The organism is Leifsonia sp. 115AMFTsu3.1, assembly GCF_004362795.1.
In the GTDB taxonomy this organism is placed as follows: Bacteria; Actinomycetota; Actinomycetes; order Actinomycetales; family Microbacteriaceae; genus Leifsonia.
Genome location: NZ_SNYB01000001.1, coordinates 2,066,849 through 2,087,845, shown reverse-complemented (window position 1 = coordinate 2,087,845; position 20,997 = coordinate 2,066,849). Strand labels below are relative to the sequence as shown.

At 68.4% G+C, this 20,997-nt stretch carries 15 protein-coding genes and 1 pseudogene; 6 read left to right on the top strand and 10 right to left on the bottom strand.

The window, feature by feature from the left end:
- Positions 1-3: 3 nt before the first annotated feature.
- Both dnaJ and hrcA read right to left on the bottom strand, forming a co-directional pair.
- Positions 4-1,119, bottom strand: a complete 1,116-nt coding sequence (gene dnaJ, locus AXZ95_RS10050; protein ID WP_018190910.1) for a molecular chaperone DnaJ — start codon at positions 1,117-1,119, stop codon at positions 4-6.
- Between the two features lie 57 nt (positions 1,120-1,176).
- Positions 1,177-2,199, bottom strand: a complete 1,023-nt coding sequence (hrcA, locus tag AXZ95_RS10045) for a heat-inducible transcriptional repressor HrcA (RefSeq protein ID WP_018190909.1) — start codon at positions 2,197-2,199, stop codon at positions 1,177-1,179.
- 160 nt (positions 2,200-2,359) lie between these two features.
- Here hrcA and AXZ95_RS10040 point away from each other — a divergent pair, with 160 nt between their 5' ends.
- On the top strand, positions 2,360-2,872 hold the full coding sequence (locus AXZ95_RS10040; RefSeq protein ID WP_018190908.1) for a DUF4870 domain-containing protein: 513 nt from the start codon (positions 2,360-2,362) through the stop codon (positions 2,870-2,872).
- A 127-nt stretch (positions 2,873-2,999) separates the two neighbouring features.
- On the top strand, positions 3,000-3,383 hold the full coding sequence (locus AXZ95_RS10035; protein ID WP_018190907.1) for a DUF4870 domain-containing protein: 384 nt from the start codon (positions 3,000-3,002) through the stop codon (positions 3,381-3,383).
- A gap of 14 nt (positions 3,384-3,397) precedes the next feature.
- Here AXZ95_RS10035 and hemW read toward each other — a convergent pair whose 3' ends face one another.
- Together hemW and AXZ95_RS10025 are read right to left on the bottom strand one after the other, a co-directional pair.
- The gene (hemW, locus tag AXZ95_RS10030; protein WP_018190906.1) at positions 3,398-4,633 is read right to left on the bottom strand and encodes a radical SAM family heme chaperone HemW; all 1,236 of its coding nucleotides are present in this window, start codon (positions 4,631-4,633) and stop codon (positions 3,398-3,400) included.
- Positions 4,633-5,280: a DUF1990 domain-containing protein gene (locus AXZ95_RS10025; protein WP_018190905.1), complete on the bottom strand. Its 648-nt coding sequence runs from the start codon at positions 5,278-5,280 to the stop codon at positions 4,633-4,635. The genes hemW and AXZ95_RS10025 overlap by 1 nt, the downstream gene beginning before the upstream one ends.
- A gap of 82 nt (positions 5,281-5,362) precedes the next feature.
- Between AXZ95_RS10025 and AXZ95_RS10020 the strand changes: the two genes are divergently transcribed.
- Positions 5,363-7,744, top strand: coding sequence for a P-loop NTPase fold protein (locus AXZ95_RS10020; RefSeq protein WP_166645318.1), 2,382 nt, complete (start codon positions 5,363-5,365; stop codon positions 7,742-7,744).
- Positions 7,745-7,878: 134 nt separating this feature from the next.
- Here AXZ95_RS10020 and lepA read toward each other — a convergent pair whose 3' ends face one another.
- Both lepA and AXZ95_RS10010 read right to left on the bottom strand, forming a co-directional pair.
- A complete protein-coding gene (gene lepA / locus AXZ95_RS10015; protein WP_018190904.1) occupies positions 7,879-9,729 on the bottom strand; it encodes a translation elongation factor 4 in 1,851 nt (616 codons plus the stop codon).
- Positions 9,730-9,801: 72 nt separating this feature from the next.
- Positions 9,802-11,022 (bottom strand): amidohydrolase, encoded by a 1,221-nt coding sequence (locus AXZ95_RS10010; RefSeq protein WP_018190903.1) that lies wholly within the window; start codon positions 11,020-11,022, stop codon positions 9,802-9,804.
- A gap of 87 nt (positions 11,023-11,109) precedes the next feature.
- Here AXZ95_RS10010 and AXZ95_RS10005 point away from each other — a divergent pair, with 87 nt between their 5' ends.
- Positions 11,110-11,991, top strand: a complete 882-nt coding sequence (locus tag AXZ95_RS10005) for an NAD-dependent epimerase/dehydratase family protein (protein ID WP_018190902.1) — start codon at positions 11,110-11,112, stop codon at positions 11,989-11,991.
- A 150-nt stretch (positions 11,992-12,141) separates the two neighbouring features.
- Positions 12,142-12,402, top strand: coding sequence for a 30S ribosomal protein S20 (gene rpsT, locus AXZ95_RS10000; RefSeq protein ID WP_018190901.1), 261 nt, complete (start codon positions 12,142-12,144; stop codon positions 12,400-12,402).
- Positions 12,403-12,541: 139 nt separating this feature from the next.
- Here rpsT and holA read toward each other — a convergent pair whose 3' ends face one another.
- Positions 12,542-13,582: a DNA polymerase III subunit delta gene (holA, locus tag AXZ95_RS09995; protein WP_026307166.1), complete on the bottom strand. Its 1,041-nt coding sequence runs from the start codon at positions 13,580-13,582 to the stop codon at positions 12,542-12,544.
- A 614-nt stretch (positions 13,583-14,196) separates the two neighbouring features.
- Positions 14,197-15,978: pseudogene (locus AXZ95_RS19865) on the bottom strand (ComEC/Rec2 family competence protein); the annotation flags it as partial.
- A gap of 504 nt (positions 15,979-16,482) precedes the next feature.
- Here AXZ95_RS19865 and AXZ95_RS09985 point away from each other — a divergent pair.
- Positions 16,483-17,376, top strand: coding sequence for a hypothetical protein (locus AXZ95_RS09985; RefSeq protein ID WP_243737914.1), 894 nt, complete (start codon positions 16,483-16,485; stop codon positions 17,374-17,376).
- A 9-nt stretch (positions 17,377-17,385) separates the two neighbouring features.
- Here AXZ95_RS09985 and AXZ95_RS09980 read toward each other — a convergent pair whose 3' ends face one another.
- Both AXZ95_RS09980 and leuS read right to left on the bottom strand, forming a co-directional pair.
- The gene (locus AXZ95_RS09980; protein ID WP_331272604.1) at positions 17,386-18,153 is read right to left on the bottom strand and encodes a helix-hairpin-helix domain-containing protein; all 768 of its coding nucleotides are present in this window, start codon (positions 18,151-18,153) and stop codon (positions 17,386-17,388) included.
- Positions 18,154-18,283: 130 nt separating this feature from the next.
- Entirely contained in the window at positions 18,284-20,908 is a 2,625-nt protein-coding gene (leuS, locus tag AXZ95_RS09975) for a leucine--tRNA ligase (protein WP_018190895.1), read from the bottom strand.
- Between the last annotated feature and the right edge of the window lie 89 nt (positions 20,909-20,997).

Below are 20,997 nucleotides of genomic sequence, written 5' to 3'. Positions count from 1 at the left end.
CCGCTAGAGGTTCAGGAACCGGTCGCGCAGCTTCGCGAACAGCCCCTGCTGGAACCGGGCCAGCGACGGCTCCGGACCCTTGTGGGCCGCGGCGAACTTCTTGATCAGGTCCTTCTCCTTGTGGTCGAGCTTCGTCGGAGTGACCACCTGGATGCCGACCCGGAGGTCGCCGCGGCCGGTGCCGCGGAGGTGCGTGATCCCGCGGTCCTTCACCGTGATGATGTCGGCGGACTGCGTGCCGGGCTTGAGCTCGAGCCGGATGTCGCCGTCGAGCGCCTTCACCGTCGCGGTCGTTCCGAGGATCGCATCCGTCATCGACAGCTCCAGCGTGCAGAGCAGGTCGTCGCCGTCGCGGCTGAAGACGTCGTGGTGCTTGACCTTGATCTCGAGGTAGAGGTCGCCGTTGGGGCCGCCGGCCGGGCCGGCCTCGCCGCTGCCCGGCATCTGCAGGCGCAGCCCTGTGTCGACGCCCGCAGGGATGTCGACCGGGACGGTCCGACGGGCGCGCACGCGACCCTGCCCCTGGCAGGTGACGCACGGCGTCGCGATGACGGTGCCGTAGCCGCGGCAGGTGCCGCAGGGGCTCGACGTCATCACGTTGCCGAGCAGCGACCGGACGGAGCGCTGGATGCTGCCGGTGCCGTGACAGATGTCGCACGTCACCGGCTGCGTGCCCGGCTGGCAGCACGAGCCGTTGCAGGTCTCGCAGACCACGGCCGTGTCGACCTCCAGGTCGCGGTGGGTGCCGAAGATGACCTCGTCGAGGTCGACCTCGACGCGCAGCAGGGCGTCCTGTCCTCTCTCCCGGCGGGACCGCGGACCGCGGCTCGCACCGCCACCTCCGCCGAAGAACGTCTCGAAGATGTCGCTGAAGCCGGCGAAGTCGGCTCCGCCCGCGCCACCGCCGAAGCCGCCGGAGCCGCCCAGGTCGTACTGCTGCCGCTGCTGCGGGTCGCTGAGTACGTCGTACGCGTGCGTGACGAGCTTGAAGCGCTCCTGCGCCTCGGCGCTGGGATTCACGTCCGGGTGGAGCTCGCGCGCCAGCCGGCGGTACGCCTTCTTGATCTCGTCGGGGCTGGCGTCGCGCTCGACGCCGAGGACTTCGTAGTGGTCGGCCACGTGGGGCTGTTCCTTCTTCTTTCGTCGCGAGTGGTGATCGTCGGATGCTGGTGCGGCCTACTGGTCGCCGAGCAGCCGGGAGAGGTAGCGGGCGACCGCGCGGACGGCGGCCATGTTGCCCGAGTAGTCCATGCGGAGCGGCCCGAGGAGCCCGACGCGGGCCACATCCGATCCCGCCGCACTGTAACCGCTGGAGAGCACGGATGCTTCCGTCAGCCCGAAACCGGCGTTCTCGCGGCCGATGCTGACGGCGACGCCGTGCTGGTCGGTGGCCATCTCGTCGAACAGCCGGAGCAGGACGACCTGCTCCTCGATCGCCTCGAGGACCGGGGTGATGGTTCCGGGGAAGTCGAGCTCGGTGCGCACCAGGTTCGCCGCGCCTGCCATGACCAGCTTCTCCTGCCGGTTGGCCGCGATCTGGTCGAGGAGCGCGCTCGCCACGGGCTCCACCAGGGCGCGCGTGCGCTCAGTGAGGGCGTCGGGCAGTTCGCGCAGCCGGGTGGCGGCTTCCGCCAGAGTCAGGCCCGCCGCCGCGCCGTTGATCGCGCCGCGGATCTCGGCCACATCTTCATCGCTCAGATCGGCCGGAAGCTCGATCACGCGCTGCTCGACGGCGCCGGAATCGGTGATGAGCACGCTCAGCAGGCGGTGCGACGCGAGAGCGACCAGCTCGATGTGCCGGATGCGGGAGCGCGCGACCGACGGATACTGCACCAGCGCGACCTGGTTGGTCAGCTGGGAGAGCAGCCGGACGGTGCGCGAAAGCACATCGTCGAGGTCGACCGACTGGCCGAGGAACGTCTCGATCGCGGTGCGCTGGGCCGAGGTGAGCGGACGCATCTCCGCCAGGTGATCGACGAACAGCCGGTAGCCCTTGTCGGTGGGGACGCGCCCGGAGGACGTGTGCGGGGCCGCGATCAGCTCCTCTTCCTCCAGCAGCGCCATGTCGTTGCGGATCGTCGCGGCGGACACACCGAAGGAGTGGCGCTCGACGATGCTCTTCGAACCGACCGGCTCGCGCGACGCCACGTAGTCCTGGACGATGACGCGCAACACTTCGAGGCTGCGTTCCGAGACCATCTCCGCCTCCCGTCGACCGTTTAGCACTCGCTCTTCCTGAGTGCCAATCCTACCGCGTCGAAACGCGGCGCGGATGATTGCTGCCTGTGACACGGCCGCAGTACCGTATGCTCACCGGTTCGACGCACCGTCGCAGCCGATCACGAAAGGGTTCCGCCGAATGACCGACCCGAACCAGCCGACCGACCCTGCGGGTGGGGTCCCCCCGCAGCAGCCCGGCGGAGTTCCGCCCCAGCAGCCCTACTCCAACGTCCCTCCCCAGCAGCCGTACGGCCAGCCCGCCGGGCAGCAGCCGTACGCCGCCGCACCCGCCGCCCCGCTCGACGCCGCGCAGGACAAGCAGTGGGCCGCCTTCGCTCACCTCGGTGGCATCCTCTGGATCCTCCCGTCGCTGATCATCTGGCTCGTGTTCAAGGACCGCGGCCGCCTCACCAACCAGGAGGCCAAGGAGGCCCTCAACTGGCAGATCACGTGGATCATCGCCTGGGTGGCCTCGCAGATCATCGGCGTGATCATCGGCAGCTTCACCTACGGGATCGGCTACCTGCTGTTCGGCCTGCTCATCCCGTGGGCGCTGTACATCATCAACCTGGTGTTTTCGATCCTCGGCTTCGTCCGCGTGAACAGCGGAGGCACGTACCGCTACCCGGTGAACTTCCGCTTCATCAAGTAGCTCCAGCCGGGCGGCATTCGGCCCCCAGCCGGGCGTCGGCGCGTTCAGGCTCTTTTCAGCCTGCGCCCCCGCGCCCTAGGCTGGGGGCCGAACACGTCCATCCCCAGTTCTTGAGGAGAACCGCGCCATGTCCGCGACACCCCCGCCGCCGCCACCCCAGCAGCCTTACGGAGGCGGCGCGCAGCAGCTCAGCCCCGCCGACGAGAAGCTCTGGGCCACGCTCGTCCAGATCGGCGGCATCCTGTTCAACTGGATCCCGGCGCTCATCGGCTACCTGGTGCTGAAGGACCGCGGGCCGTTCGTCCGCGCCCACACCGCGACCGCGCTGAACTTCCAGATCACCATCTTCATCGCGTACGTCGTCGGCGGCCTGCTCTCGATCGTCTTCATCGGGATCTTCGTCATCCTCGCCGCGTGGGTGCTCAACATCGTGTTCAGCATCATCGCAGCTGTGAAGGCCAACCAGGGCGAGTACTACACGTACCCGATCGCCATCCGGTTCGTCAGCTAGACGCGACGCACCTCTCAGGCGGCCTCGTCCGCCAGCAGCCGCCGCACCACCGCGTCGGCCAGGAGCCGCCCCCGCAGGGTCAGAACGATCGATCCGCGGAGGGCGGCTCGTCCGTCCACCAGACCGTCGGCGATCAGACCGGGCACCTCGTGCCGGCCCGCCTCTCCCAGTTCGGCCGTGCGCAGCCCGTCGCGGATGCGCGAGAGCAGCAGCACGCGCTCCACCCGCCGAGTCTCGGCGTCGAGTGTCTCCCGGCCCGCGGCGGGCGACTCCCCCGCCAGCACGCGCTGTGCGTAGGCCGCGGGATGCTTCACGTTCCACCAGCGGACGCCGCCGACGTGGCTGTGCGCCCCGGGTCCGATGCCCCACCAGTCGTGGCCGAGCCAGTAGGCGAGATTGTGGCGGGACCGGTGGGATGCGTCGGTCGCCCAGTTGCTGACCTCGTACCACTCGTAGCCGGCGTCGGAGAGGCGCGTGTCCGCCAGCTCGTACATGTCGGCCTCGAGGTCGTCGTCGGGCTCCGGCACCTGCCCGGAGCGGATCTGTCGTGCCAGCTTGGTGCCCTGCTCGACGATCAGCGCGTAGGCCGACAGGTGGTCCGGCTCGCAGGCGAGGGCGGTGTCGAGGCTGCGCGACCAGTCGTCGAGCGACTCCCCCGGCGTCCCGTAGATCAGGTCGAGACTGACCTGAAGGCCGGCTTCACGCGCCCAGCCGACCACCAGCGGGATGCGAGCAGGGTCGTGCGTGCGCTCCAGCGTCTCCAGCACGTGCGGGACGGCGGACTGCATCCCGAACGACACCCGGGTGAACCCGGCGTCGGCGAGTCGCTGCAGGTCGTCCGCATCCACGGAGTCCGGATTCGCCTCGGTGGTGACCTCGGCGCCGTCGGCGAGACCCCACGCGTCTCGCACGGCGCCGAGCATCGCGGCGAGATCGCCGGGCGGAAGCAGCGTCGGCGTCCCGCCGCCGAAGAACACCGTCGACACCGTGCGGTCGGGCACGCCGCTCGCGCGCAGGGCATCGGCGGCGAACGCCACCTCGCCCACTGCATGACCCGCGTAGTCCGACTGCGAGACGCCGCGGAGCTCGGTCGCCGTGTACGTGTTGAAATCGCAGTAGCCGCAGCGCACCCGGCAGAACGGCACGTGAAGGTAGACGCCGAAGTCGCGTTCGTGAGCGCCGTCGGCGGCGGTCGCGGGCAGCAGGCCGTCGGCCGGCGCGGGGTCGCCGATCGGGAGGACGCTCGGCATCAGGCGGACCGGACGGGGTGGAGCGCGCGCAGGTACTTCGCCGTGTAGCGGCGCTGGACCATCGCCAGCACCGGCGCGACCAGGCGGTAGAACGCGTTGGAGGGCCGCGACAGCGCGCGGAGCACGAACCAGACCGTGCCATCGTCGCGCTGCTCGACCAGGAACAGCTCCTCGCCGCTCTCGGGGTGCCCGTGCAGCGTCCCGTAGGCGAACCCGCGCCGGTGCGGCTCGTCGACGACGTAGACGACGCGGATGGGTGCGGACACCCGGAACGGGCCGAACGGGATCTTGAGCACAGCGGTCATGCCGTTGCGGACGAACGGAGTGCCGTCGTCGGCGAACACGTCCTCCTCCGGACGGTTCTCGCGCATGCGGACGGGCGTGCCGTCCGGACCGAACTCGACGCCCTCGTACTGGACGCCGGTTCCCTCGCGCACATCCGTCACCTGGATCCCGCTGCCCTTCTGCACGCCCCACGCCATGAGCGCGGTCGCCGCGGTCTCGAACCGCTCGTCCCCGCTGCCCAGCCGGATGCTGCGCTCCAGCGGCTTGTAACCCTTCGGCGGGTAGTACAGCAGATCGGCCGCCTGGGTGCCGCCGACCGCCCCGTACGTGACGGGTTGGTCGGTGAACGTCGAGCGGCGCATATATTCATCATCCGCCATGTCGAGCGGGTTCGCGAAACGGGGGTTCGCGGGCCGAGGGGGTGTCACAAAGTATCGTTGGGACATGCGCCTGGTAGTCCGCTTAGCAGTTGCTATCTCGGTGTTGTACTTATGTGGTGTCGCGGTCCTCACGCTTTCCGAGGGGGATCGTCAGTCGAACGGCGCCGTGCACCAATGGATCGTTAGCGTCCTGTATGTGGGCAGCCCGTTCGCGCTGGCTCTCATATCCGTGTTGGTTATCGCCGTTGGTTACAGAATCGCGCCGAAGCTCCCTGTGGACGTCGTGGAACCAAGTCCTGAGAGACCACAAGCTTGGGCTGATCACCCTGTCGACCTGGAAGCCACTGACGATTACGACCGGCTTGCCTTTGTGAGCTCGCTGGTGCGCGTCCTGAGCGCAGTCCGCGTTAGCCGAGATTCGAGTGTGATTGGTCTGGCCGGCCCTTGGGGCGCCGGAAAGACTTCGGTACTCATTACTCTTATGAACGAGTTGGCACGTTCAGAGACGTCAAGTGGGGCCTGGGCAATCGGCCAGCTGAACCCGTGGCGTTATTCGTCTCTCGATTCCTTGACGGCGGCGTTCTTCGTCCAGCTCCGCGCGGCAATCCCGACCGGTCAACGCTGGGATGACTCGCGTGCGGCCCTCGGGAGGCTGCTTGCCTCCCTGGCACCGTTTGGTTCGCTAACCGCAGCCGCCGGGTTTGACTCATCCAAGGGACTGGAGTCGCTGGCTCGCCAGATGGGAGTCGGCGACTGGTGGCGGACTCAGAGCGAGGCGGAGACAGCGCTCCGCAGGCTAGACACACCGATCTTGATGGTCATCGACGATATTGACCGACTCACTCCCGCGGAAGTCTTGGAACTCATGCGGCTGATCCGTCAAGTCGGGCGGCTCCCAAACGTTCACTACCTACTCGCCTACGACGAAACGTCCCTTCTCGATCTCATCGCCGAATCCGGGATTGCTGGAAAGTCAGCTCAGCGTGCACGCGAGTATCTCGAAAAAATGATTCAAATTCGCGTCGACATCCCGCCCCTGAGACCGCGACAGCTGAACATGGCGGTTGACGCCGTACTCGATCCGATAGTCGAAAGCGACCTGACCGGTCGCACCGCGGAACGGGGCGCAGAGTTCGCGTTCACTTTTCAGATATACATCGCGCCCGCGCTGACTACCCCCCGCAAGGTCGAAAGGTGGTTAACACACATTCGATTGCTCTACCCGCCTCTCGAGGAGGACGTTGACTTCTTCGATTTTGCAATTATCCGCTGGGCTTGCCTGGAATGGCCTCGTCTTGCCGAATTCCTAGTCAGCCACAGAACCCGACTATTTCCAGATGCCATATGGTTCGCGGAACATAGTAACGATGACCCCGCGGAAGCGACCAAATGGTGGAGGGAGCACCTCGACACCGTCGCGGGTTCCCGCGAAAGCGGCGAACTCCTTTTCGGGGTACTGGCCCGAATGTTTCCTACGATCGAGGGTGCCCGGCACGCTCGGGCGGTGAGCTCTAACCCGGACGCCGTGCGCAACCGGCGCGGGATTGGTCACCCAGATTTCTTCGAGCGATACTTCGCATTGGACGTACCCGTGGAAGAGCTCACCGAACGAGTGCTAGCGGCTGGTCTAGAAGAAGTAGTGTTCCAAACCGCGGCGCGTCAAGCTATTGAAGCGAGGGCCAAAGTTGAGGCCGCGCTGCTCGAACAGTCTTCTCAGATCGCTCCTCGAGTCGAGCGTTGGGTACAAGAGAACAAGTCAGGGACGAAACGAATCATGCAGTGGGTGGCAGACAAGTCGCGGCTCGCTGACGACGAGGATTTGCTTTCGAGCAGGCGGATACTCCGTGGACTCTTGTTCCGTTTGGCTCTCGCGGATGATCAAACCGTCGCACTCGCGAACGAACTGTGGGATTCCCCGGGAGACCCTGTCGTCGCAGCGCAGCTAGCCGCGGATCTGCTTTCTGAAGCCAGGATAAATCAACGGCAGATAGAAGACCTCAGGAGTTTCGCGAGCACTCGAATCAGCGATCGCCTGTCTGCAGACAGTCGTCCCGAGCCACTAAGAACTCGCGGCACCCGAAGATTGCTGTGGCTTTGGCTGGATATCGACCCGCAATCGTCACGTGAGTGGTACCGCCGGCAGATCACGTCCGGGGCCTCAGAAGTAGTGGACGCGCTGGCAGCCCTGGTCGGCTCCGCTCATCCGATTGGCGTGCGGGATCCAGTCCCCACTCTCACGGGTCTGTCAGATGCGACTATTGAGGCATTCCTAGGGCTCGACTGGCTAGCGACACGACTTAAGCAAAATACTCACGAATTTATCGGACCGAGAATGATCGCCAACGACTTCGATGGCCCAGAGGACACCTGGCCGAACCGCCGGGCTGTGGCTCTCGCAGCACTAGACAAGCTGCGGGGAGCGACGGAGGACGAGTCGCGCGGATGAGTACACAGGCAGGCTATTTCGATATACGTCTCAACGCGGGTGCTGTCCTGAAGTAGGGGACTCGACCATTCGCCGCGGTGGGCGCGTATGGTCCTGATATCAACGCCTCTTCTTCAAAAACGATTCCGCTCTAGTTACTTCTTGTCCTTCTTCTCCGTGTCGCCGGAGAGCGCCGCGATGAAGGCCTCCTGGGGGACCTCGACGCGGCCCACCATCTTCATGCGCTTCTTGCCCTCCTTCTGCTTCTCGAGGAGCTTGCGCTTGCGGGTGATGTCACCGCCGTAGCACTTGGCAAGAACGTCCTTGCGCATCGCGCGGATGTTCTCGCGCGCGATGATGCGGGCGCCGATGGCGGCCTGGATGGGGACCTCGAACTGCTGGCGCGGGATCAGCTCGCGCAGGCGGGACGCCATCATCGTGCCGTAGGCGTAGGCCTTGTCGCGGTGGACGATCGCGCTGAACGCATCCACCGTCTCTCCCTGCAGCAGGATGTCGACCTTGACGAGGTCGGACTCCTGCTCGCCGAACGGCTCGTAGTCGAGGGAGGCGTAGCCGGCGGTCTTCGACTTCAGCTGGTCGAAGAAGTCGAAGACGATCTCGCCGAGCGGCATCGTGTAGCGGATCTCGACGCGGTCCTCGCCGAGGTACTCCATGCCGAGCAGGGAGCCTCGGCGGCTCTGGCAGAGCTCCATGATGACGCCGACGTAGTCCTTCGGCGCGAGGATGGCGGCCTTGACGACCGGCTCCTCCACCTTCTCGATCTTGCCGCCCGGGAACTCGCTCGGGTTGGTCACGGTGACGGTCTTCTTGTCCTCGGTCGTGACCTCGTAGATCACGCTCGGGGCGGTGGTGATGAGGTCGAGGCCGAACTCGCGGGACAGCCGCTCGGTGATGATCTCCAGGTGCAGGAGGCCGAGGAAGCCGCAGCGGAAGCCGAAACCGAGAGCGACCGAGGTCTCCGGCTCGTAGACGAGCGCGGCGTCCGACAGCTTCAGCTTGTCGAGGGCCTCGCGCAGCTCCGGGTAGTCGCTGCCGTCGATCGGGTAAAGGCCCGAGAACACCATGGGCTTCGGCTCGGTGTAGCCGGGGAGCGCATCGGTGGCGGGCTTCGCGGCGGTCGTGATCGTGTCGCCGACCTTCGACTGGCGGACGTCCTTCACGCCGGTGATCAGGTAGCCGACCTCGCCGACTCCGAGACCCTTCGACGGGGTCGGCTCTGGAGCGGACACGCCGATCTCGAGGATCTCGTGCGTGGCGCGGGTGGACATCATCTGGATGCGCTCGCGCGGCTGGAGCTTGCCGTCCACCATACGGACGTAGGTCACGACGCCGCGGTAGCTGTCGTAGACGGAGTCGAAGATCATCGCTCGGGCCGGGGCGTCTGCGTTGCCCACCGGGGCCGGGATCTCGGCGACGACGCGGTCGAGGAGGGCCTCGACGCCCATCCCTGTCTTGCCGGAGACGCGGAGCACGTCCTCGGGCTTCCCGCCGATGAGGCTCGCCAGCTCTTGCGCGTACTTGTCCGGGTCGGCCGCCGGCAGGTCGATCTTGTTGAGCACGGGGACGATGGTGAGGTCGTTCTCCAGCGCCAGGTACAGGTTGGCGAGCGTCTGCGCCTCGATGCCCTGGGCGGCGTCGACGAGCAGGATGGCGCCCTCGCACGCGGCGAGGGACCGGGAGACCTCGTAGGTGAAGTCGACGTGCCCCGGGGTGTCGATCATGTTGAGCGCGAAGGTGTCGCCGTCGACCTGCCACGGCATGCGGACGGCCTGGCTCTTGATCGTGATGCCGCGCTCACGCTCGATGTCCATGCGGTCGAGGTACTGGGCGCGCATGTCCCGGTCGGACACCACGCCGGTGATCTGCAGCATCCGGTCGGCCAGGGTCGACTTGCCGTGGTCGATGTGCGCGATGATGCAGAAATTGCGGATGGAGGCCGGGTCGGTCGCGGCGGGCTCGAGGGCCTGAAGAGCTCGTGGTGACATCGTCCGGCCATTCTCCCATGAACGTCCGGCCACCGGACGCACCGGTGACCGGACGCACTGCGGGCCGCGTGCTCAGGCGAAGCGCTCGGAGCGCTCAACCACCTGCCCGCGACCGTCTTCGAACCGGTAGACCTCCGCGCCGTTGATGTAGACGCGCTCGGCGCGCGAGTTCACGTCCAGCGGATCGCCCGACCAGACGACGACGTCGCCGTCGAGACCCGGCGTGAGCGAGCCGACCCGGTCGTCGAGGCGGAGGAAGGCGGCCGGGTTGACCGTCAGCGCCTCGAGCGCGGTCTGCCGCGGCAGGCCGTCCTTCACCGCGAGGGCCGCCTGGTACACGAGGAAGTTGATCGGGACGACCGGGTGGTCCGTGGTGATAGCGACACGGACTCCCGCCTTGGCCAGGGTCGCCAGATTGGCGATCGCCCGGTCGCGCAGCTCGACCTTGGACCGCGAGGTGAACATCGGGCCGAAGATGACCGGGATGTCGCGCTCGGCCAGCACGTCGGCGATCTTGTGCGCCTCGGTGCCGTGGTTGACCACCAGGCGATAGCCGAACTCGTCGGCGAGGCGCAGCGCCGTGGCGATGTCGTCGTGGCGGTGGGTGTGCTGGTCCCAGGCGAGCTCGCCGTCGAGCACGCGCGCCAGGGTCTCCTTCGCCAGGTCGCGCTCGAACGGCTTGCCCTCGAGCTCGGCGTTCTCGCGCTGCACCCGGTAGTTCTGGGCGGCGACGAACGCCTCGCGGATGATCATCGCGACCCCGAGCCGCGTGCTCGGCGTGGCGTTCTTCGCCCCGTAGACCCGTTTCGGGTTCTCTCCCAGAGCGGACTTGACGCTCACCGCCTCGTGGATCACCTGCTCGTCGATGATCCGGCCGCCCCAGGTCTTGATCGCGACGGTCTGACCGCCGATGGGGTTGCCCGACCCGGGCTTCACGACCACCGAGGTCACTCCGCCGGACAGGGCGTCGCGGAAGCCCTCGTCGTCGATGTTGATGGCGTCGATGGCGCGCACCGCGGCCGTGTTCGGCGTTGTCATCTCGTTGGTGTCGTCGCCCGCGGGACCGTTCGCCTCCTCATGGATGCCCACGTGCCCGTGCGACTCGATGAACCCGGGCAGAACCCACTTGCCTGCCGCATCCACCACCGTCGCGCCGTCCGGCACGGTGACGTCTGACGCGGTTCCGACCGCTTCGATGACCCCGTCCGTGACGAGGACCACGCCGTTCTCGATCGGCTCCTGGGAGACGGGGACGACGTAACCGTTGACGATGGCGATGCTGGAGGTGGTCATGGAACGAGCCTACGCGCGCCCTTCCGCCGGGCCGCGCCGAACAGCGGCCCTGGGGAATGTTCGAAGGACGGTCGTGTTGTGGACGATATGAACATCCTGCTCACCGGCGCGACCGGCTTCATCGGATCCTCTGTCCTCCCCCGGCTCCTCGACGAGGGCCACAGCGTCACAGCGCTCGTGCGCGACGACCAGAAGGCGGACGTCGTGCGGGCTGCCGGCGCGACAGCACTCGTGGGTGACGCGGCCGACGCCGCCCTGGTGGAGCGCGCGGCACGCGAGAGCGACGGCGTGATCCACCTGGCGTCGTCGAAGGATGTCGATGCGGTGCTCGTGCCGGCGGTCCTCGCCGGACTCGCCGGCACCGGCAAGCCGTTCGTGCACACCGGAGGAATCTGGACGTACGGCGACAACGACGACATCACCGAGGAGTCGCCCGCGCAGCCGCCGGCGCTCACGGCATGGCGCGCAACGGCCGAGCAGCTCGTCCGCGACGCGGAGGGTGTGCGGGGCACCGTGGTCGTCCCGTCGATCGTCTACGGACACGGCAAGGGCCTCGCAAACGTGATCGTGGATGCGCCCCGCGGCTCCGGCACGGTACCCGCCCTCCGCCTGATCGGCGACGGATCGCAGCACTGGGCGACGGTGCACGTGGACGACCTCGCCGCCCTATACGTGCTCGCACTGGAACAGGGCGCGGCCGGCGCGACCTACATCGGGGCGGGCGGGCAGAACCCGACCGTTCGGGAGCTCGGGGAGGCCGCCGCACAGGCGGCCGGGATCGCCGGAGGGGTCGCCGCCGAGTCGGTCGACGAGTCGCGCGGCCGCCTGGGCGAGGCGCTCACGGACGCGCTGCTGCTCGACCAGCAGGCGCGCGGAACCCGCCCGCGCATCGACCTGGGCTGGGAGCCGAACGGCCCGAGCCTGCTTGAGGAGCTGCTCGTCGGGTCCTACGCGCCGGCTCGCGTCTGACCGCGATCCGCACCGTTTTGCCGCTGGGCGGTCTGCGCTGGTAATGTTGTTTGTTGGCTTGCGTGTGGATGTGTCCGCACGAAACGCCGCAAGGCGCCCTCTCCGCTGAGCGGCACATCCCTAACTCATCCAGAACGAAAGTGACCATTCGTGGCAAACATCAAGTCGCAGATCAAGCGCAACCGCACCAACAAGAAGGCCCAGGAGCGCAACAAGGCCGTCAAGAGCGAGCTCAAGACCGCCATCCGCGCCACCCGTGAGGCCGTCACGTCGGGCGACAAGGACAAGGCGACCGCGGCGCTGCGCGTCGCCGCCAAGAAGATCGACAAGGCGGCCAGCAAGGGCGTCATCCACAAGAACCAGGCGGCGAACCGCAAGTCGGCCATCGCCAAGCAGGTCGCCGCGCTCTAAGCGACGACCGCCAGCGGGACCTGTCCCGCGCCGCGAGAGAGCCCCCTCCTGGACTTCGGTCCGGGCGGGGGCTCTCTGCATGTGCGGGCATGCGCAACAAACTGGCGTGCTGGAGTCCGACGGGGGCGCGTGGTCAGCGTCAGCCGCGGCCGCGCGCGCTGATGATGCGGATCATGCGCTCGAGCGCGAACACCGGATCGCGGCCGCCGCCCTTGACGTTGGCATCGGTCTCGGCGAGCAGTTCGATGCAGCGACCGAGCCCGTCCTCCGTCCAGCCCGCCAGGTCGCGGCGGGCGCGGTCGACCTGCCACGGCGCCAGGCCGAACTGCTGCGCCAGTTGACCAGAGCCGCCGCGTGCGCCGGAGATCTTGGCCATGGTGCGGATCTTGCTGGCGAAAGCGGCCACCATCGGGACGGGGTCGGCACCTGACGCCAGGGCGTGCCGCATGGTGACGAGAGCCTCGCCGTGCCGGCCGGCGATCGCGGCGTCGGCGACCTGGAAGGCGTTCGTCTCGACGCGACCTCCGTAGTACTTGTCGACGGTGGCCTCGGTGATCTGCTCCGACGAGTCGGAGAGCAGCTGCTGGCAGGCGGCAGCCAGCTCGGCGAGGTCGTCGGAGAACGCCGATGTGATCGCCCGCAATGCGCCCGGGGTCACCTTGCGACCGGCCGCCGCGAACTCGGCTTGAGCGAATTCGTACTTCTCGGCGTCCTTCTTGAGCTCGGCGCAGACGATCTCGATTCCGCCGCCGGTACCGGAGCGGATCGCATCGAGCAGCTTCTTGCCCCTGACGCCTCCCCCGTGGCGGAGGGTGACGACGGTGCCGTCGGCCGGAGACTCGAGGTAGGCGAGCATGTCCGAGAGGAACGCGTCGTTGAGCTTCTCGACGGCCTCCACACGGATCAGGCGCGGCTCACCGAACAGGGAGGGGCTCGCGAGCGTGAGCAGCTCGCCGGGGGCGTAGTCGCCCGCGTGGAGGTCGCTGATCTCGAGGCTGGGATCTTCGGCCTTGAGCGCGTCCCGGAGCGTGCGGACGGCCCGGTCGGCGAGGAAGGCCTCGGCCCCGGTGACGAGGACGATCGGCGCGGCACGCACTTGGTTCCAGGGAAGCTGCGGGATCGCGCTCGCGGCGGCACGCGTCTTGCCCGCACCGGTTCTGCTGCTGCTTCGGGTGGCCACATTCCTCCTCGTCCGTATCCAGGATAGGGGCGGCCACTGTCAGTGCTGTCCGGCGTGCGCTCACTCCAGACCCGCACCGCCGGACCCGTGCGGGCCGGGGACGTCGCCGACACCAGGAGCATCCCCTGCTCGTCGGTGCGAGCGACGGCCGTTCCGCTGTCCGCCAGCATCCGGAGCGCGGACGCCGTCGGATGCCCGTAGCCGTTGCGGACGCCGACCGACACCAGCCCCAGCCTGGCGTGAAGCCGACGGTAGAGGTCCAGACTCTGGTCCGCGGATCCGTGGTGCGCGACCTTCACGACATCCACCGAGTGCACCGCGCCGGCCGCGATGAGCGCATCCTGCGCTTCCTCGCCGAGGTCGCCCAGGAAGACCGTACGGAGGCCGCGGCCGTCGGTCTCCAGCGTGATGCTTCCCGCGTTGCCTGTGTCCTCCTGGCCGCCTGTGGGCTGCGCCGGCGGCCAGAGCACGCGCCAGCTCACGCCTCCTAGCCGTCCCGACAATCCTGCGTAGCCGTGCTCGGTCGGCACTCCCGCCGCCCGGAGGATCGCGAGCGTGCGCTCGTCGGAATCGCGCATCGGGCGCTGAACGATCGCGTGCTCGACGCGACCGGCCACAGCGGACAGCCCGCCGACGTGGTCGGCATCGAAGTGGCTCAGCACGAGGAGGTCGATGCGGGAGATGCCCAGGCGGTCGAGACATGCCGCCGCGGGCTCCGGCTCCCGCCCGACATCGATCATGGCGACGGCGTCGCCGTCGCGGATCAGTAGGGAGTCTCCTTGGCCGACGTCGCAGGCGGCGAGCTGCCAATCGGGCGGAAGTGCGAGCGCGCGCCCGACGAGCCCCCCGCCCAGCGTCGCGAGGTAGACCACCGCTCCCCCGCACAGGACGACGACGGCGACGATCGAGGCCACCCGGGAGGAGTTCCGCCCGAGGACGATCACGGCGACCGCGACGAGGACCGCCGCACTCAACAGCACTCCGACCAGCCCCGGCGCCCACGGCGCCGCGACACCGGGAAGCCGGCTCGTGAACACCGCGACCTGGGCGATCCAGGCAGACGGCAGCCACGCTAACCAGATGACCGCCTGACCGAGTCCTGGCGCCAGCGGAAGCAACGCGTACGCGATGCAGCCGAGCATCGTGGCCACGGGTGCCGCCGGCTCGGCGAGCAGGTTCGCCGGCACCCCGTACAGCGGCAGCGTCGGCGCGAGCAGGAGCAGCACCGGCTGGCAGGCGAGCTGGGCGGCCGTGGGGACCGCCACGGCGATGGCCAGCGACTGCGGCATCCAGCGGGTGAAGAGTCGGCTCAACGGTCCCGCGAGGACCAGCAGCCCAGCCGTGGCGAGGACCGACAGCACGAAGCCGTAGTCGCGCGCCAGCCAGGGATCGTGGACCAACAGAACGACCATCGCGAGAGCGAGGGCAGGAATGCCGTCCGCGGGCCGGCCGCGCGCCAATCCGATCAGCAGCACCGCCGCCATGACAGCCGCCCGGATGACGCTCGCTCCCGGTCCGACTAGCGTCACGAAGGCCGCCAAGGCTGCGGCGGCTGCCAGGATGCGCGAGCGGCGTCCGAACCCCGCCAGACGTGCGAGGCCGAAGACCAGGGCGATGACGAGAGCGCAGTTGGCACCCGAGACGGCCGTGAGGTGGCTGAGCGATGCCGCCTTCATCGCCTCGTCGAGGTCGACCGACACAGCGGTCTCGTCACCGATCGCGAGTCCGGGGAGCAGCGCGCCGCCGTCACCCGGTGTCGACGCCGCGGCTCGCGCGAAGGTCTCGCGCGCGGACGCCGCCCAGCCGAGCCACGGCGGCGGAGCAGCGGCCACGGCCACGTCGTCGCGCGCGCTGACCGTGTATGTCGTCGGCTCTCCCGGCTCCTCACGCCGGACGGTGCCGTGGACGCGGACGACAGCTCCGAACGCGCAAGCACGGGCGTCGTGCTCGCTCGCGCCGAACAACACCGACACCGGGATAGACGCCCCTCCGCCCTCCGTCCGGCCGCGCAGACTCCAGCGTGCGCCGCCGTCGAATCCTGCGGCGACCCGCTGCGGGGCCCGCTCTACCCGCACCAGGATCGAGACCACCTCCGACTCCGACACCGCGGATTCGAGTCCCGGGGACTGCCGTGACGGCGTCTGCGCGGTAACCGCGACGGCACCGACGGCCACCCCGACGAGCGCCAACGCGACGAGCGGGAGCCCACCACGCGAGGAGCGTGCCGACGACCGACGTGGAGGACCGACCGCCAACCAGACACGCCATACGAGAGCACCGATGGCGATCGCGCTGGACGCGAGAGCGACGACCGGGGCGAGCTCCTGTACGCCGATGAGCACCGCTACCGCGATCCAGAGCGCACACGCGGGCAGGGCGAGCCGCAGATCAGGCATCGGACGACTTCTCGCCGCCCACGATCAACCGAACCAGCCCGGTTGGGGCGACGTCTGATGCGGAAGCGCCGCGGGGTCGGGAAAGGGAGTCAGGTGGGTGTCGCATCCCTTCACGCTAGGAACCGACCGAGGTGCCCCATCCCGACGACCACTGATCAGTGGATAACTGCCAGAGCCATGGGAGTGTGGACGATACAGCCGCTAAGTGTGCGTGAACGAGAACATCACACCGTCATCGATCGGCCCCGCCGGTGTCTCGATCGTCATCCGGGAGCCCGACCCGTCGATGAGCATCTCTGCCGTTCCCAGCGTCGGTTGCGCGCGGTGAAGGCGCCGTCAGCCACTAGGCGAAGCGTTGCACGTTGATGCCCCGCTCCGATGTCGACCCAGAGACCTGACACCTCGGACGCTGTGCTCGGGAGTGAGCATATTCGGGTCGTCGATGCGACGCCCGGACCGCATGCGCTTGCTACGCTGACGACGACACGGGGAGGACCATTGGGATTGTTTCGACGCCGCAAGGACGAGCCGCAGCCTGCGGATCGCATCGAATGGGTGACTTCAACAGCCAGACGGATTCTCGCTGAGCGAGGCGTCGAGACGACTATCGAATACGGTGCCGAGCCGGAGGACGTCAGGCTGATCGCCGCCGACGGCCAGCTGTATCCGCTCTTCAACGCCTTCGCCAAGACCCACGGTGCGACCGCAGATCAGGCTGTGACGGTGGTCACCCAGCACATCGTCAATCTGCTCGACGCACGAAACACCCCGGCCGCCACGCAGCTGTCCGCCGACCAGTTGCGACGGCAGGTGCGAACGCGGATCCTCCCCGGCGGCGTGGGCGGCCCGAACGAACCGACGTTCCACTATGCGCGACCGTTCACCGATGATCTGATTCTCGCCCTCTGCGTCGATTTTCCAACCACGGTGAAGTTCATCGACGACTCCGACGTCGACGACCTCGCTCTGAGCGTGGACGAGCTGTACGCGTACGGGCAGCTCAACACCGACCGGGAACCCGTCGACGAGCGCATCGAGCCTGTCGAGGGGATCCACGTCATCGCCGGCGACTCGCTGTTCACAGCGTCGAAGGCCGCGAACCTGCCCGCCGTGCTCGGCGCCGCTCCCCTGGGGACGCTTTTCACCCTGCCACACCGTCACATGATCATCGCTGTCCCCATCACCGGGCCGGAGACGATGGCCGCCGTCGAGCACCTGGTGAGTCTCACCCAGCATGTCCTCAGCGGTGGCCTTCCCCCTGGCGGCGTCATATCCGCCGACGTGCTGTTCTCACGCAATCAGCAGGTCACCCGAGTCTCATCGATGGATGAGAACGGCAAAGTGTCGATCATGGTCGACGACCGCCTTCAGGAAGCGCTGGAGGAAGCCCTCGGCTGACCACACGCATCAGACGACAACCCGATCCTTGAGGCCGTCGAACAACTTCTGCCCGATGCCGGAGACCTTCAGGAGGTCCGTGACGGCGCCGAACCGGCCGTTCGCTGCCCGCCAGTCGACGATCCGCTGAGCGAGCGTCGGTCCGATCCGCGGCAGCGTCTCCAACTCCGACGGTGTCGCCGTGTTGAGATTCACCGGCACGCCAGGCGCACCCGTCGCACCGCCCGCGCCGCCCGTCCCTGCGGCCGGCCCACCGGATGCAGCTCCGCCCACCGGGGGCGGCTCGCCGATCCGCGGCACCACCAGCTGCTCTCCGTCGGCGACGGGCCGGGCGAGGTTCACCGCGGCGATGTCGGCGCCGTCGGCTGCTCCCCCGGCGGCGGCGACCGCATCCACCACCCGGGACCCCGCCGGGAGGTCGACGAGCCCGGGCTCCCGCACCGCGCCCGTGACGTGCAGGAGCAGCCGCCCGCCAGCCGCGGACGGCCCCGACGTCGGCAGGCCGCTCGCGCCGGCGGACGGCGGCAGCGTCGCTCCGAGGTCGATGGACGCCCCTTGCTGCGCGGTCGCCGACACCAGCACGGCGACCACGGCTGCGACGATCGCCAGCACGATCGCCGCGCCAACACCGATACGAACCCGCCGCGAACCCCGGCCGTCGGCCTCCTCCATCGGCTCGAGGCTCTCGACACCGACGTCCGGCTCCGGCCCCCGCTCCGAACCGGACCGCTCGGGTACGCCGGAACCGACGGCTGAGGGGTCGGCACGGTGTCGCATCCCCTCACGCTACGAAGCACCGTCGCCACAGAGCCCCACCACCACCGCATCCGTGGAGAGACGACGGAAGCGCCGGGCTGTGAACAACCCGGCGCTTCCGACGACGTGCCCGCTCAGACGGGGGCTGCGCTCAGCCGCGCGGCTTCGTCGCGATGTTGACCAGTCGCGGTGCGCGCACGATCACGTTGACGATCTCGCGGTCGCCGACCGAGCGCACAACGGCCTCGGAACCGCGCGCCAGGGCCTCGAGCTCGTCCGACGCGATCTTCGGCGAGACCTCCAGGCGGTCGCGCACCTTGCCGTCCACCTGCACCACCGCGGTCACCGACTCCTCGATGAGCAGGGTCGGGTCGGGCTTGCGCCACTGCGCCAGTGCCACCGAGGGCTCGTAGCCGAGCTTCGCCCACATGTCCTCCGCGGTGTACGGGGCGAACAGGTTCAGCGCCATCGCGATGACCTCGGCGGCCTCGCGGACGGCGGCGTCGCCCGCACCGGGCCCGGAGTCGATCGTCTTACGCGTGGCGTTGACCAGCTCCATCAGCCGGGCGACGACCACGTTGAACTTGAACGACTCGACCAGTCCGGGCGCGTCGGCCAGGAAGCGGTGGGTGACGCGGCGCAGGGCCGGGTCGCCCGTCTTCCAGACGACGTCGGGCGCGCTGGTCACGTCGTCCGCGATCCGCCAGGCACGCGCCAGGAACTTCGCGCTTCCCGACGGCGAGACGTCCGCCCAGTCGATGTCGTCCTCCGGCGGGCCGGCGAACGCCATTGTCAGGCGCACCGCATCCACACCGTGCTCGTCCAGCTGCTCGGACAGCTTCACCAGGTTGCCGCGCGACTTCGACATCGCCGAGCCGTCCATCAGCACCAGGCCCTGGTTCAGCAGCGCCGTGAACGGCTCCGTGAAGCTGATGTAGCCCAGGTCGAACAGCACCTTCGTGATGAAGCGCGCGTACAGCAGGTGCAGGATGGCGTGGGTCACACCTCCGACGTACTGGTCGACCGGCGCCCACTTCTCCGCCTCGCGCGGGTCGAACGCCTGGGTGTCGTCGTTCGCCGACAGGAACCGCAGGAAGTACCAGGAGCTGTCCACGAACGTGTCCATCGTGTCCGTGTCGCGCTTGGCCGGTCCGCCGCAGTTCGGGCACGAGACGTTGACCCAGTCGGTCGCTCCGCCCAGCGGGCTGGTGCCCTTCGGCTGCAGGTCGAGGCCGTCTGCCGGCGGCAGCAGCACGGGCAGCTCCGACTCGGGCACCGGCACCTCGCCGCACTGCTCGCAGTGGATGATCGGGATGGGCGTGCCCCAGTAGCGCTGTCGCGAGATCAGCCAGTCGCGCAGGCGGAAGTTCTTCGCCGGTGCGCCCAGGTTCGACGCCTGCAGCGCTTCCGTCACGCGACGGATCGCGTTGGACTTGCTCAGGCCGTCGAACGGCCCCGAGTTGATCAGGCGACCCTCTCCGGTCAGCGCGACGCCCGTCTCGGACGGGTTCTCGAGCGCTGCCTCCTCCGGCATGATCGGCTCGCCGGTCTCCGGATCCGTGTGGATGACCGGGATCGCACCGGTGACCGGCTGCGTCGTATCGACGACGACCCGCACCGGCAGGTCGAAGGCGCGCGCGAAGTCGAGGTCGCGCTGGTCGTGCGCGGGCACGGCCATGATCGCGCCGTGACCGTAGTCGCTCAGCACGTAGTCCGCGGCCCAGATGGGGATGCGCTCCCCGGTCAGCGGGTTGATCGCGTGACGCTCCAGGAACACGCCGGTCTTCTCGCGCTCCGTGCTCAGGCGGTCCATCTCGGTGGTGCCGCGCACCACATCCAGGTAGTCGTCGAAGCGCTTGCGAACCTCGGGGCGCGCGCCCTCGACCAGCTCGGTGGCCAGGTCGGAGTCGGGCGCGACCACCATGAACGTCACGCCGTACAGCGTGTCCGGACGCGTCGTGTAGACGGTCACCGGCTCGTCACGGCCCTCGATGCGGAACGTGACGTCCGCACCCGTGGACCGCCCGATCCAGTTGCGCTGCATCGAGATCACCTTCGACGGCCAGGCGCCCTCCAGCTGGTTCAGGTCGTCCAGCAGGCGGTCGGCGTAGTCCGTGATCCGGAAGTACCACTGGGTCAGCTTCTTCTTGGTTACCAGGTTGTCGCATCGCTCACAGCGGCCGCCGACGACCTGCTCGTTCGCCAGAACCGTCTGGTCGAACGGGCACCAGTTGACCTGGCTCGCCTTGCGGTACGCCAGGCCCTTCTCGTACAGCTTCAGGAACAGCCACTGGTTCCAGCGGTAGTACGCCGGGTCGGAGGTCTGCAGCACGCGGTCCCAGTCGAAGCTGGGCGCGTAGCGGCGCATGCTCGCCTTCTGCTGGGCGATGTTGTCGTTGGTCCAGCCGGCCGGGTCGAGGCCGCGCTTGATGGCGGCGTTCTCGGCGGGCAGGCCGAACGAGTCCCAGCCGATGGGATGCAGCACGTTGAAGCCCTGCTGGCGCCAGTAGCGTGCGATCACGTCGCCCAGGGCGTACGCCTCGGCGTGACCCATGTGCAGGTCGCCGGACGGGTACGGGAACATGTCGAGGATGTACTTGCGCGGGCGGCTGTCGGCGGGGTCGTCGGTCGCGAACGGCCGCAGCTCTTCCCAGACGGGGAGCCACTTGTCCTGGATGGCGGCGAAATCGTAGGCGGCGCGCTCGTCGTGGGCGCGACCGGTCGGCTGGGGGGTGCTCGCTGCCGTGGTGCCGGCTGCGTCGTGCTCGTGTGCCACGTGACTCTCAATCTCGGTTCCGTCGTGCCGCGTCGGGATTTCTGGCGGCACGGAAGAGGACGGGCGGCGCGCGCCCGGTACTCCAGACT

Coding starts and splice junctions, on each gene's coding strand:
- hrcA (WP_018190909.1), bottom strand. CDS start 2,199: ATGGTCTCGGAACGCAGCCTCGAAGTGTTGCGCGTCATCGTCCAGGAC.
- AXZ95_RS10040 (WP_018190908.1), top strand. CDS start 2,360: ATGACCGACCCGAACCAGCCGACCGACCCTGCGGGTGGGGTCCCCCCG.
- AXZ95_RS10035 (WP_018190907.1), top strand. CDS start 3,000: ATGTCCGCGACACCCCCGCCGCCGCCACCCCAGCAGCCTTACGGAGGC.
- hemW (WP_018190906.1), bottom strand. CDS start 4,633: ATGCCGAGCGTCCTCCCGATCGGCGACCCCGCGCCGGCCGACGGCCTG.
- AXZ95_RS10025 (WP_018190905.1), bottom strand. CDS start 5,280: ATGCGCCGCTCGACGTTCACCGACCAACCCGTCACGTACGGGGCGGTC.
- AXZ95_RS10020 (WP_166645318.1), top strand. CDS start 5,363: ATGCGCCTGGTAGTCCGCTTAGCAGTTGCTATCTCGGTGTTGTACTTA.
- lepA (WP_018190904.1), bottom strand. CDS start 9,729: ATGTCACCACGAGCTCTTCAGGCCCTCGAGCCCGCCGCGACCGACCCG.
- AXZ95_RS10010 (WP_018190903.1), bottom strand. CDS start 11,022: ATGACCACCTCCAGCATCGCCATCGTCAACGGTTACGTCGTCCCCGTC.
- AXZ95_RS10005 (WP_018190902.1), top strand. CDS start 11,110: ATGAACATCCTGCTCACCGGCGCGACCGGCTTCATCGGATCCTCTGTC.
- AXZ95_RS09980 (WP_331272604.1), bottom strand. CDS start 18,153: ATGCGACACCGTGCCGACCCCTCAGCCGTCGGTTCCGGCGTACCCGAG.